This window comes from Citrobacter sp. Cs237 (genome assembly GCF_030332325.1).
Taxonomy (GTDB): Bacteria; Pseudomonadota; Gammaproteobacteria; order Enterobacterales; family Enterobacteriaceae; genus Citrobacter_A; species Citrobacter_A sedlakii.
Genome location: NZ_JAOWIB010000091.1, coordinates 75,380 through 88,856 on the forward strand (window position 1 = coordinate 75,380; position 13,477 = coordinate 88,856).

Consider the following 13,477-nt stretch of genomic DNA (forward strand, 5'->3'; position numbering starts at 1 on the left):
AATCCGAGTTTGCGTATTACCTCTTCAGCGTAGGGGGCTCTGACACCCAGCGCACAAAATCGTCGAGCGGCAGCGGTCGGCTGATCCAGTAGCCCTGGAGGAAGCGAACGCCTCTGTCACGCAGCCATTTCGCCTGCTCGGGCGTTTCCACGCCTTCGGCCACAGTCATCATATTAAGGCGTTTCGCAAGGGTGAGCACGGCGTCAAGCACCGGTGAAGTGACCGTTTCCATACCGATCGCGTGAATAAAGCCGCGATCGATCTTCAGATAATCCAGGGTGTAACGCTCCAGATAAATAAGCGCGCTGTGTCCGGTACCAAAGTCGTCGATTGCGATTTCAAAGCCTGCGTTGTGCAGCCATTCAAACAATTGCGCGGCTTCGTGCTGCTGGAGCATGTCGCGTTCGGTAATTTCAAGCACCAGCTGAAAATGATTTGGCGGCATCGCGGCAGCCAGCTGGCGCACATCGTCTTTAAAGCTGCTGCTGTGCAGATGGTCTGGCGCGATATTGATGCCAAATTTCGCCCCCACGGGCAAAACGGCTTGTAAGGCAGGCGCGTCGCGTGCGATCAGCCTGAACAGATGCTGCGTCAGCGGCACGATCATCTGCTGCGCTTCAGCGTAATTGATAAACGCATCGGGGGGGATCTCCCCGGCGGTTGGATGCTTCCAGCGGAGCAGTACTTCGAGGCCGGTCACGCGCAGGGTTTGCGTATCGACCACCGGTTGATACACCACGTAGAACTGATCGCGTTTAATGCCGATCAGGATCTCCCTGCCGGGGCGCAGGCGCAGAGACAGAATGTAATAACAGAGTAAACCGGCGATGCTGCCGCCCATGCCGCCAAGCAGCAGGGCATACCACAATTCCGGCCAGGTCCAGTTGGTTGCGTACAGACGAATCGTCATCGGCACACCGTCAATTTTGGCTTCACGTATCGGGTTATCGCCCAGCTCGTTAAGGGTCAGCAAATGGTCGGAAAAGGTGGAAAGCGCGTTGTTGCCGACGATAATCGCCACACCGTCAAATTCCTCCTGCCTTGCGGTATAGAGCAGGTAAGGGGTGAGATTGATATTCAGTGAGGTGAATACGCCGCTGTTAACCAACAAAGGATTACGATACCAGATCGCCATGGCCGGTTTATTGGGCATCATGGGCGTACCCGGCAGGAGCGCCATATCAATGTCTTTGCTGATATCAATTGCGGGCACCAGTTCGTTCAGCAGCGTATCCATCGCGCCGGTCGCCGAGGAGCAAAAGGCTTTTTTTTCCTTCACCAGAAGAAATGCACGTACGTTCAGACTAAACGCGGCGCGGGAGGTCAGCTCTGAGCCCACCTGCTCGCAGGTGTTCAGGGTGAACGGCTGAAGGACATCAGACGTGGTTTTCAGGTCAGCAAAATAGCTGTCAAGATAATGCTGAATGTCGGAAATTAAGGTGTCGTATTTAACTTCTCGTTTATGCCACGCCATCAGAAATTGCAGGCTGCTGATAAACAGGGCAACGATGACCCCGGTAACCAGACAGGTCAAGATAATTTTTCGACCAGACGTTAAGACGCGAGTGAACATGATACCGGGTTTGACCTTACGGTTGCCGCTGATGGCGAAAATGACGTAATTACAAGACTATAGCCTGGATTGCTTCGGCGAGACATATTTTTCCCCAATACGGGCGGGGGACAGGGCAAAAAAAAGCACCGCCGAAGCGGTGCCTGCAATGTATTCCGGAGTCTCGTCAGGATAGCCAAGGGATAGCAACCTCACGATTAACTGCGGGTAAGAACCCGACGCGCTTCGTTGTAGCGCTTTTTCCAGTACGGCTCGTTCATGCTGGAGATGATGACGCCGCTGCTGGTGGATGCATGGACAAACTGGTTATTACCAATGTAGATCCCCACATGACGACCTGTTGATCCTGCGCGAAACAGAACCAGATCGCCGGTACGCAGATTGCTGCGTGACACCGATTTACCGGTTTCCTGCTGTTCGTAGGTGGAGCGTGGAAGCTCTAAACCAAACTGTTCCCGGAATGTACGCTGTACAAAACTGGAACAATCAATGCCTTTCTTGGAGGTGCCGCCGAGACGATAACGCACGCCTTTCCAGTCGGCATACTGATCCATAATCCGCGATTTTACATCGAGGTTACGCACCATACTCTCAAATTCATCCTGAGAAGCTTGCAGTGAAGAAGTCTCCTGACTCACACCAAGCGTCTCAGAATGCACATTCTTTGCGGTGTTAGATGGCGTACTACATGCCGAAAGCAGTACCGCTACTGCTACCGCGGGGATCCCGCGCAAGATATATCTCAAGAACGGTTGAGATTTGACCATTTTGTGTGTTTTCCCTTGAAGTCCTTAACGATAAATATCGTTATAAAAAATGCCAAACGTGACGAGACTAATTACCAGCGCACAATGAGACAATTCTTTAAGCACAAAAGTGTGGCAGAACGCACAAATTTATTCGCGGCAAGAATAATTCCCTGGCGAGGCAAAACGAGTCCGAGGTTACCGTAATGCAACAGGCTTTGCGAGCGATTTTATCTGAATTTTTATAAGAAATTGTGATAGGGAAAGTGAATAAACGGGATTGGTTAAATTAAGTACAAAAAGAGGGCAATATACGCAACTTACTCATTCATAACAGGAATAGTGTGACAGGAAAATGACAATAATAAAGATAAATTTACCTTGCACATCAGCAGAGGGATAAGCAAACCCCCTGATGATGTTAATCACTTTAATTTATTTGTTTAAAACTTGTTTGTTTTGACCGGGAAGATAATGGTCGAACAGTCCAATCAGCCGATCGCTTAATGGTGTCATCAGGCACCAGGGCAGCCCAATCAACACCACGGTCAATGATCCAACGACGATATCAGTCAGCCAGTGGGCGCCAATCATCACGCGCGGAAAAGCAAAAACCAGCGCAATAAGCAGGCCGATCGCGCCAGCGGTTTTGCCGAAATAGCGCAGCATAAAGGCGGCGAAAATAAGCAGCATCATGCCGTGATCGCCAGGAAAACTGTCGCGCGATGCATCTTTCGTCGGAATATGCAGCAGCTCGCTGACGCGATAAATGTGTTCAAAGCTGAGCGTTGGGCTGGCGCGTTTGACGGGCAGCAGCGCCTGGCCCAATTGATTGAGAACCACGGCGGTAAGCAGCATCACCAGACCTGTCATGACGATGCGACGGCGACCCGCAGGGGTCTCTTTGAGCCAAAAACTGAGCATCAGACAGCCCATCGCCAGCAGCGAACAACCGTCAAACGCGCGGTTATTGGTGAGCGCGACCAGCCACAGAAATGCGCGGCTTTCTACCAGCCTCTGATTAAAGAAGTGGAAAATGCTGGAATCGGCGGTGGACCAGATTCCGTGCTGAGCAGGAAGATACCAGCTCATGAATAAGGCCAGGCCTGCCGCGTTCAGCAGAAGTATCAGGGACAACCGGGTTTTCATAGTGACATCTTTTCGCTGTTTATTGGCGGCAGACAACCTTACGCGTGGTCAGCTAAACGAAGCTTCAACAATGCGGACTGCAGCGCATTCCAGTCGGCATCACGACTGGAAATCAGCTCAATGCGGCTATCCGGCGGGGCAACGTTTTGCGTTTCAATATGCAGATCGTCACCCTGGCGATTAATACGCACCAGCCCTTCCGGGATGCGCATCACCCCTTTCACCCGTCCAACCGGCGCCAGCCGCGCCCATTCCAGCAGGCCAATGGTGTCGAAAACGGTATCGGCATCGAAAATCCAGCCGCAGGCCTGGTGCCCCTGTCCACTGTTGAGGCTGCGTCGCCATCGCTGCTGGGCGGGCAGACTTAGCGCCGCGAGCCCTCTTTTTTCCGGATGGCTGTGCGAGTGCGCTTCGCTGGCGGGGAGCGCTTTCAGGTTAAGGCGGGGTAAATCCAGCAACTGAGCGTCAATTTGTCCGTGATCGGCGTGAACGAGCTGGCGATTGTCGCCATTTTGCCGCCACCAGGCGTCCAGCGCGCGCGTGCTCTCTGCGCTTGCTCGATCGCTTTTATTCGCCACCACGATATCCGCTGCGGCCAACTGGTCGCGGAAATTCTCATTGGCAACGGTTTTTTCATCCAGTAGCAGGCGTGGGTCGAGAAGACATAAGGTGGCGCGTAAGTCGATCCACGGCTCGTATACCGGCGCGGTAAGCAGGTCGAGGATCTGTTTTGGATGACCCAGCCCCGTTGGTTCAATCAGCAGACGATCCGGCTTTCCCTGACGCAGCAGGGTATTCAGGCCAACCTGCATCGGTAAGCCGTTAACGCAACACATGCAGCCGCCGGGAATTTCTTTCAGCAATGCGCCGCTGTCGGCGAGTAGCGCGCCGTCGATACCGACCTCGCCGAACTCATTAACCAGCACCGCCCATTTTTCTGCGGGATCTTTGTGCGCTAACAGATGAAGGATGGAGGTGGTTTTTCCGCTTCCCAGAAAACCAGTGATGAGGTTAGTTTTGGTCACGCCTGCTCCAGAACGATATGCCGTAACGATTTGCATTAATCCTGGCGAAAAAAAGCGGAAAAGAGAAGGGCGGGACGAACGAACGCGGCATTCGTTCGCCTTAATGGCAGAAATTGTTAAATTTTTAACGTACTGATGACCGCCTGATGCGCGCCGTGCCGGGCAAGATGTTGCCAGGCTGTTTCAATAGCCTGCACAAAAACAGGGTTTTTCGGCAGATCGCTACCAAAAACTTCCTGCAAAGTGAGCAGGTTTGCCACCTTCTCGTTTTCACCCACGTTGGCGACGAGCAGACGAATTTTGTCGCTCAGCGGATCGCGAACGTCAATTGGCGCGCCCGCGTCGTCAACGCCGCACACATAGCGCATCCAACCCGCGATGCCCAGCGCCAGCAGCGGCCATGCGCTGCCGCGTTCAAGGTGAATTCGAACCCCCGCCAGCATGCGTTGCGGCAGTTTTTGACTGCCGTCCATCGCGATTTGCCAGGTTTTGTGCTTCAGCGCCGGATTGGCGAAACGGGCGATCAGGCTTCCGGCATAGCGCTGCAGATCGACATCGGTAATGCTCAGTGTGGGCGCCTGTTCGCGCATCATCAGTTGATACGCGGCTTCACGGAAGGCCTCGTCCTGCATACATTCGCTGATATGCTGAAATCCGGACAGGTAACCCAGATACGCGAGGAATGAGTGGCTGCCGTTCAGCATTCGCAGCTTCATCTCTTCCCAGGGCCGGACATCGGTGACCAACTGAACGCCCGCGGTTTCCCATGCCGGGCGCCCGGCGACGAAGCGATCTTCAATGACCCACTGGATAAACGGCTCGCAGCTGATGCCGCACGGGTCGGCAACGCCCAGCGCCCGGGAGATTTCATCCAGCGTTTCGTCTGTGGCGGCGGGGACAATCCGGTCAACCATCGTCCCGGGAAAGCTGACATGCTCGCGGATCCACATTGCCAGCGCCGGATCGCGCTTTTCGGCCATTCCCAGCACCGCGTTTTTTACCACATGACCGTTGTCAGGAATGTTATCGCAGGACAGTACGGTAAAAGGGAGTAGCCCCCGCTCACGACGGCGGGACAACGCTTCGACCAGAATGCCCGGCGCGGAATGCGGCTCACCCGGTGAGTCAATGTCGTGCCGGATACGGGGATGGGTCAGATCGAGCGTGCCGGTAGCGGGGTCAATGCAGTAGCCTTTCTCAGTGATAGTCAGCGAGACAATCGCCACCTGCGGCTCGCAAAATTTTCCAATAATCGCGGTCAGAGAGTCGAGCTTTGCGTTCAGACATTCATGGACAGCGCCGATAACGATCGCCTGGTTGCCGTTCGCGCCTTTCTCCAGCACGGTATATAAATGATCCTGAGCGCGGAGCTGACTCATCAGCCTGTCGCCGCTGAACAAGCTGATCTCACAAATGCCCCAGTCGCCGCCTTGCGCATTCAGTACCCGGTCGGTAAGTAGCGCCTGATGGGCGCGATGAAACGCGCCGAAACCGAAATGGACGATACGCGAGGCGAGTCGGCTGCGGTCATACTGCGGCGTCCGGACGCTATCGGGCAGGATGGCTGAGGCAATAGTAGTCATTTTTTATACACCTGATTAACGATAAATTAACACGCTCAGTGTAAAGTTATATGACAACAAATTGAATTGGTAAGCCGAATTATTCCAGGGAATGTGAGCTGGATCAATCAATGATGCGGCCCTGATTGATCGGTGATGAGAAGCCTGTATGGTAGTCGTCATTCAATGACCCTATTTTGGTATAACAACTTGTGAGGTGAACAATGGAACAAACCTGGCGTTGGTACGGACCAAACGATCCGGTATCGCTTGATGATGTGCGTCAGGCGGGCGCAACGGGCGTTGTGACGGCATTGCACCACATTCCAAACGGTGAAGTGTGGCCGGTCGAAGAGATCAAAAAGCGTCAGGCGGTTCTGGCGGAGAAAGGGCTTACCTGGTCCGTGGTCGAAAGCATTCCGGTGCATGAAGATATCAAAACCCGTTCCGGTCAGTATCAGACCTGGATTGCTAACTACCAGCAGAGCATCCGCAATCTGGCTACCTGCGGTATCGATACCGTCTGTTACAACTTTATGCCGATCCTCGACTGGACGCGTACCGATCTGGAATACACGCTGCCGGACGGTTCAAAAGCGCTGCGTTTTGATCAGATCGCCTTTGCTGCTTTTGAGCTGCACATTCTGAAGCGTGCAGGTGCTGAAGCGGATTATACCGATGAAGAACAGCGTCAGGCGCAGGCGTATTTCAACGCCATGAGCGCGGCGGATATCGAAAAGCTGACCCGTAATATTATCGCCGGCCTGCCGGGCGCGGAGGAGGGTTATACTCTCGATCAGTTCCGCGCGCGCCTGGCGGAGTATGACGGCATCAGCAAAGACGATTTGCGTGAGAATATGGCCGTATTTCTGCGCGCGATTGTGCCGGTGGCTGAAGAAGTGGGCGTCCGTCTTGCCGTTCATCCGGACGATCCGCCGCGCCCGATCCTCGGTTTGCCGCGCATCGTCTCGACCATGGAGGACATGCAATGGCTGAAGGAGACGGTGGACAGCATTCACAACGGCTTCACCATGTGCACAGGATCTTACGGCGTGCGCGCGGACAACGACCTGGTGAAAATGATCGAAACCTTTGGCGATCGTATTCACTTTACGCATCTGCGCTCCACCTGCCGTGAAGACAATCCGAAAACCTTCCACGAAGGCGCGCACCTGCAGGGCGATGTCGACATGGTTGCCGTGGTGACGGCTATTTTGCGTGAAGAGCAGCGTCGTAAACAGGCGGGAGATCTCCGCCCCATTCCAATGCGTCCCGATCACGGGCATCAGATGCTGGACGATCTGCATAAGAAAACCAATCCAGGGTACTCGGCGATTGGCCGTCTGAAAGGGCTGGCGGAAGTGCGCGGCGTTGAGCTGGCGTTGAAACAGACTCAGTTCCGCGATCTGCTGTAATGACGCGTTATTGACGTAAAGAGGCCTGATGGCGCTGCGCTCATCAGGCCTACAGCGAAGAGAGCACTGGCCGGATAAAAGGTTTACACCGCCATCCGCTACCTCTTCTGTTAATCCGCGCGTCCCATATAGCGACGTTCTTCGATATGAATGCGGATTTTCTCTCCGGCGCTCAGGTATTCCGGTACCAGAATCACCAGACCGGTACTCAGGGTCGCAGGTTTGTTACGTGCGCTGGCAGAGGCGCCTTTAATCCCTGGCGCGGTTTCCACGATTTCCAGATCCACTGTCTGCGGCAATTCAAGCGCCAACAGTTGTCCGTCCCAGAGCAGGACCTGCATGTCCGGCATGCCGCCTTCAGGAATAAACTGCAATTCCTCTTCGATTTGATCCTGGGTAAAGGTATAAGGCGTATAGTCTTCTTTATCCATGAAGACATATTCATTGCCGTCGATATAAGAGAAATCGACGCCACGGCGGTTCAGGGTCACGGTATCAACGATATCATCGCCCTTAAAGCGTTCTTCAACTTTCAGACCGGTACGGACGTCGGAGAAACGCATTTTATACAGCGTCGCCGCGCCGCGGGCGGTAGGAGACTGAATATCGATATCTTTCACAATCAGCAAATTGCCGTTGTAGTTCAGTACCATACCTTTTTTGATTTCGTTCGCTCTTGGCATCGAAAAGATCCTGTTGTGGAGATTAGCTAAATTATCGCGTCAAACTACTCGCGCCGGGGCTTTCAGGCAAGCGGAATTCGCACTTTTACTGGTGTACAAAAGGTGGTACTGTCCGGACGTCAAAAAAAGAGAGCCCGTTATGGAATGCCGTCCGGATTGCGGGGCGTGTTGCACCGCCCCCTCGATTTCCAGCCCCATCCCCGGCATGCCCAACGGCAAGCCTAATAGTCAATTATTCGCAGTATAAAAAAGACATCGCTAAGCAGAAATGACTTTTTTGCTAAGTGTTTCAATTGAATGTGAAAAGCTTTCTCCATAGCCAGTTTTAGACAGTTGTAATAACTCATTTAGTCCAGAATGACTTGTAAACGAAAGATTTTCATACAGGCATATAGGAAGTTCTGAATTGTCTTTAAATCTTCTGTCTGGGCCTCCAGACTTGTTCACATACTTCCATGTCCTTCCAACGACTATGGCATCTCCAGGTACACCTTCGCTTTCAATGAATCGACTGTCGGCAACATTAACGAATAGCTGGTTATAACCAACAGCGCCCACACCATCAGGGTCAAAAACCAATACTCTATCTGGAAAGAAATGCAATGTTTGACGACCGACTTTGATAGCAATCGTCTCAATATTCGTTTTAACAAAGGGGGGCTTTGCTTTGCTGATAGAGGTGGCTTTTCTACGTAGTAGGTTGCCTGCACCGGCATGATACTTAGGGTCATAAACGGCTCCAGATGCTTCTACGTGCCATACCTTTGAGCAACTTGCGAGTTTGGCTCCACTGTCATGAAGTTGCTGGTAACATGTCATCATTTGATCATCAAAATCATAAAAGAGAACAGTGGTCTTTCTAAGCTGATCGTACATGTAAGCAAAAACGGAGACTACTCCGCCTACGATAAATCCTATAGCTAGGCACCACTCAGGCCATGCCTCTGAAAAACCGTAGAGTAATATCGCAATCGAAAGGAAAATGGCGAAGGGCCATATCTGAAACTTCTTACGCTTCTTATTCAACTCATCAAGTAGTTCTCGGGAACTGGAATCAACGATTTCCGAAATATGGGATGATTCGATTTCCTCAAGAGGCGCATGCGTTTTGTCATGTTTTGCAGGGGATTCATTAGGTACACGTTGGACCTTTTTCCCGCTCTCTGGGATCATGCTTGGTGAAAGCGAAGCACGATAATAGACTCCGCCAGCACCAACATGGATGTAATTTCCTCTTGGACCAGTACCGAATCTCAGCCCTTTTATACCAATAGATGCGCCGACTCCAGATTTGGATAGGTTGAATCTTATCGGTCCAACGCGAATGCTTTTCCTAACGTAAATGCCCATAGTAACTCCATGTAATAGGTAGCATGAGAACGTGAGTCAACGAAAATCCTAACAAATTCTACATCAGAAAATGATGGGGCTAGATGTCTTAAAGACAGTGCTGCGTATTTTTATATTTTTCAATTAGTTAGTAAGCGTTTCCCATTTTGATTTAGTTGCCTCTAAACAGTGACCTGTCTGTGGAAGTGCCTTTCTGTTATTGTTGACGATTAAGCTAAATTTTGATCAGAAGGCTAAATGGACTGTCGTAGCGATTGTGGGGCTTGTTGTATTGCTCCTTCCATCTCATCTCCAATCCCAGGGATGCCACAGGGAAAGCCAGCTAATACTAGGTGTGTCCAGCTATCGAATGAAAATCTTTGTATGATTTTTGGATCTGAGTTGAGGCCAGAAGTTTGCGGAAGTTTGCAACCGTCTAAGGAAATGTGCGGAGAAGACCGTGATGCAGCGCTGACTTTTCTGATTCAGCTTGAGGCTATGACTGCACCTTAAGCGCCAGTGATAGGGTAATGCAATGAAATATAGTCCTTTTTGTTATAAGAATCTCAATGTCAACATGATAAATGCTATATAAATTTTTTAAACATTTTCAGATAAATGCTGTAGCATGAACACATTAGTTAAGACTTGAGATAAATCGTCATCAACTGAGTTGTAAAACTCGCGGAAAGCTTAACCGCTTTCTACCTATTTACCCCCACGCATGGCTCCTGACGCCTCCGGGCAGTACTGGCAGCATAGCATGATGGGTATTCGAACCCTCTGGGCGACAGAGGGTTCGTGGAGCGGGGAGCTAGTGCTGTTCAATCTCATCCTTATGAGGGCGAGCCTTTGGTGTTTCAGTGAACAAAAAGTTCACGCGCCATCGGACATAAGGAAAAAGTCGACATGAAAAAAGACAGCTTAACTAAAGAACAGCAGGCACAGAGCAAATCAACCTTGAAGAAGTGGTTGGTTACTGGATGGAAAGGTGTGAAACTCGCAATTCGCGTAGCTAACATCATATGTACAGTGATTAACTATTTTGAAGGGGGAGACGAGTAATGTGTCCTCCCTAGTTTCAAAACAATTAGGTATAAGTATGTTAAATAAAGCCTTGAAATTGATAAGACAATACCATCAGCAAACTGTTTTGGAACTTTCTCAGGCGATCTCTCTTCCAAAAGAAACTATCATACTATTGGAAAATGGTTCCGTAGCTCCTTCGTTAGATGTGCTCAATAAGTACTCAGAACATTTTGACATCCCAGTTAAATCATTACTTTTTTTCTCCGAGTCTCTGTATAAAAGTAATAAATTTTCAGAGCGGTTTAGACTGAATTGTGCGGGTAAAATTTTAAATGTAGTCGAATGGATTGCTAAAAAAAATGAAATCTAAACCCAAACTTAAAATCTCAACGCGAGATAAATCATACAATTTAATTGATTCCCCGCTATATAAACTGAAAAACAAAAAAAGACTGGCACAACTTTTAAATATAAACCTTTGTGATTTCCGCACGTTAACAAGCGATGATGAAAACTATTCTGTATTTGAGCAATTATCAAAAAAAGGAAAAGTGCGAAAAATACAAAAGCCAGTTCACAAACTGGATGTGGTGCACACGAGGATCGCTAGTCTTATATGCCGCATTCAGACTCCATTGTATCTGCATTCTGGAAAAAAAACATGTTCCAATATTAGTAATGCTAGTGCGCATATAAATGAGTTAAATTTGCTTACGACAGATATTAAATCATTTTTCCCATCGACAACAAGGAATATGGTTTTTTCTTTCTTTTATTCAGTGATGAAAACTTCATCTGATATAGCTGATATTCTATCGCATATTTGCACTTGCCATGGGCATATACCTACAGGTAGTAGGATTAGTATGCCGTTGGCATTTTGGTCCAACATTAGAATGTTTACAGAGCTAGAAAATTTAAGCCTGTCATTAAATGTGACTATGACAGTCTATGTTGATGATATTACTTTTTCAGGTGAGAAAGTTAATCGACTATTTATGTCCTGTATGAGAAAAATTGTTGCTAAACATGGTCATCAGGTTCATCCAACAAAAACTAAACTTTATGGGGCAAAGCTTCCTAAATTGGTGACAGGAGTTATTGTGCACTCCAATGTCCTGAAAATTAGGAATGAACAACATCTGCTGCTCTCAAGAGAACTGGAACAATGGCGGATTATCAAAGATGAACCATATGCAATTAATGCTAATATAACAAGTAAACTTGTCGGAAGACTTTATTCCATGGGCGTTATAGAACAGCGGTATAAAGAAAAAGTCAGAACAATAAAGAGCAATACTGCATTTTGAATAGCTGTTCAGTATGAATGCAGGGCATTGCGTCGACTGGCTAAAGTGATATCCTTGAGGGGGCTATGTCAGCCCCTTTATCTCAATATGCGATAATTAACTGGCTTTAGAGTACATCTCAAAGATGTTATCATAGTCTAAGTCAATACATGATGTATCCTGAATATCAGTGAAATCAACTGCTAGTTCTTCAACATCAAATCTCACACTGTATTTTGTCTTCTGTTCGATGTAATCGGTGAGTGCTTCTGTATCTACGGGTTTAAAGCATGTCACACCATCATGTTGAAGTAAAACAATATTATCCCCTAAATATCGAATCATGTTTTGAAGAATCCATGATTCTGCACCGTGAAGAATATGAGCTAAAAGTGTGGCTTTTTTGACGTTTTTCATCTATTCTGTCTTCGTTTTAATGACCATTCTGAATCGCCACGGGTTTAACAGACACCCCAGAGTCATTTAAGATGACTTAAAGAGAGGTGCCCATGAGCGGTAAGCGTTATCCTGAAGAGTTTAAAATTGAAGCAGTCAAACAGGTTGTTGATCGTGGTCATTCTGTTTCCAGCGTTGCAACTCGTCTCGATATCACCACCCACAGCCTTTACGCCTGGATAAAGAAGTACGGTCCGGATTCTTCCACTAATAATGAACAGTCAGATGCTCAGGCCGAGATCCGCCGACTCCAGAAGGAGTTAAAGCGGGTTACTGACGAACGGGATATATTAAAAAAAGCCGCGGCGTACTTCGCAAAGCTGTCCGACTGAGGTACGCCTTTATCCGTGACAACAATCGTTGCTGGCCTGTCCGCCTGCTCTGCCAGGTGCTGGATGTGCATCCGAGTGGGTTTTACGCCTGGCTTAAGCAGCCACATTCACGACGGTATCATGCTGACCTGAAGCTGACGGGACATATTAAGCAGTTCTGGCTGGAGTCGGGCTGTGTTTATGGCTATCGCAAGATCTATCTCGATCTGCGGGATTCCGGGCAACAATGCGGTGTAAACAAAGTCTGGCGGTTGATGCAACGTGTGGGGATAAAGGCTCAGGTCGGATACCGAAGTCCACGGGCGCGTAAAGGTGAAGCCAGTATTGTGACGCCCAACAAGCTCCAGCGGCAGTTCAACCCGGAAGCACCGGATGAACGTTGGGTTACGGACATAACCTACATCCGAACCCACGAAGGCTGGTTGTATCTGGCCGTGGTGGTTGACCTGTTCTCCCGAAAAGTTATCGGCTGGTCAATGCAACCCCGAATGACAAAAGAGATTGTCCTGAACGCATTACTTATGGCGGTGTGGAGGCGTAATCCTCAAAAGCAGGTACTGGTTCACTCTGATCAGGGCAGTCAGTACACGAGCCATGAGTGGCAGTCGTTCCTGAAATCACACGGTCTGGAAGGCAGCATGAGCCGTCGCGGAAACTGCCACGACAATGCGGTTGCGGAAAGCTTTTTCCAGCTACTGAAGCGCGAACGGATTAAGAAAAAGATCTACGGAACTAGAGACGAAGCCAGAAGCGATATTTTTGATTACATCGAAATGTTTTATAACAGTAAGCGTCGGCATGGTTCGAGCGAGCAGATGCCACCAGTTGAATATGAAAACCTATATTATCAACGACTCAGAAGTGTCTAGGTTATCCGTGGCGATTCAGT

At 49.4% G+C, this 13,477-nt stretch carries 14 protein-coding genes and 1 pseudogene; 7 read left to right on the forward strand and 8 right to left on the reverse strand.

What is annotated here, in order from left to right:
* Positions 1-16 precede the first annotated feature (16 nt).
* The 5 genes from OGY07_RS04125 to OGY07_RS04145 all read right to left on the reverse strand — a co-directional run bounded on the left by OGY07_RS04125 (position 17) and on the right by OGY07_RS04145 (position 6,076).
* Positions 17-1,573, reverse strand: coding sequence for a cyclic di-GMP phosphodiesterase (locus OGY07_RS04125; RefSeq protein WP_042284559.1), 1,557 nt, complete (start codon positions 1,571-1,573; stop codon positions 17-19).
* Positions 1,574-1,770: 197 nt separating this feature from the next.
* Entirely contained in the window at positions 1,771-2,340 is a 570-nt protein-coding gene (gene mepS / locus OGY07_RS04130; protein ID WP_042284555.1) for a bifunctional murein DD-endopeptidase/murein LD-carboxypeptidase, read from the reverse strand.
* A 414-nt stretch (positions 2,341-2,754) separates the two neighbouring features.
* On the reverse strand, positions 2,755-3,468 hold the full coding sequence (locus OGY07_RS04135) for a phosphatase PAP2 family protein (RefSeq protein ID WP_200034414.1): 714 nt from the start codon (positions 3,466-3,468) through the stop codon (positions 2,755-2,757).
* Positions 3,469-3,506: 38 nt separating this feature from the next.
* On the reverse strand, positions 3,507-4,493 hold the full coding sequence (locus OGY07_RS04140; protein ID WP_211935527.1) for a CobW family GTP-binding protein: 987 nt from the start codon (positions 4,491-4,493) through the stop codon (positions 3,507-3,509).
* Between the two features lie 116 nt (positions 4,494-4,609).
* Positions 4,610-6,076, reverse strand: a complete 1,467-nt coding sequence (locus tag OGY07_RS04145) for a mannitol dehydrogenase family protein (RefSeq protein ID WP_286598866.1) — start codon at positions 6,074-6,076, stop codon at positions 4,610-4,612.
* A 203-nt stretch (positions 6,077-6,279) separates the two neighbouring features.
* On the opposite strand from OGY07_RS04145, the gene uxuA reads away from it, so the two are divergent.
* The gene (gene uxuA / locus OGY07_RS04150) at positions 6,280-7,470 is read left to right on the forward strand and encodes a mannonate dehydratase (protein ID WP_286598868.1); all 1,191 of its coding nucleotides are present in this window, start codon (positions 6,280-6,282) and stop codon (positions 7,468-7,470) included.
* A gap of 110 nt (positions 7,471-7,580) precedes the next feature.
* On the opposite strand, the gene yeiP is transcribed toward uxuA, so the two are convergent.
* Entirely contained in the window at positions 7,581-8,153 is a 573-nt protein-coding gene (gene yeiP / locus OGY07_RS04155; RefSeq protein WP_286598870.1) for an elongation factor P-like protein YeiP, read from the reverse strand.
* A gap of 139 nt (positions 8,154-8,292) precedes the next feature.
* Here yeiP and OGY07_RS04160 point away from each other — a divergent pair.
* Positions 8,293-8,376: pseudogene (locus OGY07_RS04160) on the forward strand (YkgJ family cysteine cluster protein); the annotation flags it as partial.
* Positions 8,377-8,411: 35 nt separating this feature from the next.
* Here the strand turns inward: OGY07_RS04160 and OGY07_RS04165 are convergent.
* Positions 8,412-9,503, reverse strand: a complete 1,092-nt coding sequence (locus OGY07_RS04165) for a DUF4236 domain-containing protein (RefSeq protein ID WP_001461248.1) — start codon at positions 9,501-9,503, stop codon at positions 8,412-8,414.
* 237 nt (positions 9,504-9,740) lie between these two features.
* Between OGY07_RS04165 and OGY07_RS04170 the strand changes: the two genes are divergently transcribed.
* The 4 genes from OGY07_RS04170 to OGY07_RS04185 all read left to right on the forward strand — a co-directional run bounded on the left by OGY07_RS04170 (position 9,741) and on the right by OGY07_RS04185 (position 11,821).
* Complete coding sequence (locus OGY07_RS04170; RefSeq protein ID WP_071594250.1) at positions 9,741-9,995, forward strand: YkgJ family cysteine cluster protein; 255 nt, start codon at positions 9,741-9,743, stop codon at positions 9,993-9,995.
* A 396-nt stretch (positions 9,996-10,391) separates the two neighbouring features.
* Positions 10,392-10,547: a hypothetical protein gene (locus tag OGY07_RS04175; protein ID WP_001461247.1), complete on the forward strand. Its 156-nt coding sequence runs from the start codon at positions 10,392-10,394 to the stop codon at positions 10,545-10,547.
* Positions 10,548-10,584: 37 nt separating this feature from the next.
* Positions 10,585-10,881 carry a helix-turn-helix transcriptional regulator gene (locus tag OGY07_RS04180; protein ID WP_101976124.1) on the forward strand — a complete coding sequence of 99 codons (297 nt, stop codon included), beginning with the start codon at positions 10,585-10,587 and terminating at the stop codon, positions 10,879-10,881.
* Positions 10,871-11,821 (forward strand): reverse transcriptase family protein, encoded by a 951-nt coding sequence (locus OGY07_RS04185; protein WP_001461245.1) that lies wholly within the window; start codon positions 10,871-10,873, stop codon positions 11,819-11,821. The genes OGY07_RS04180 and OGY07_RS04185 overlap by 11 nt, the downstream gene beginning before the upstream one ends.
* A gap of 96 nt (positions 11,822-11,917) precedes the next feature.
* Here OGY07_RS04185 and OGY07_RS04190 read toward each other — a convergent pair whose 3' ends face one another.
* Positions 11,918-12,217, reverse strand: a complete 300-nt coding sequence (locus OGY07_RS04190) for a hypothetical protein (protein WP_286598875.1) — start codon at positions 12,215-12,217, stop codon at positions 11,918-11,920.
* A gap of 92 nt (positions 12,218-12,309) precedes the next feature.
* Here OGY07_RS04190 and OGY07_RS04195 point away from each other — a divergent pair.
* A protein-coding gene (locus OGY07_RS04195) for an IS3 family transposase (RefSeq protein WP_199957947.1) occupies positions 12,310-13,457 on the forward strand; the annotation gives its coding sequence in 2 pieces (ribosomal slippage) (positions 12,310-12,547 and positions 12,547-13,457; 1,149 coding nt in all).
* Positions 13,458-13,477 lie beyond the last annotated feature (20 nt).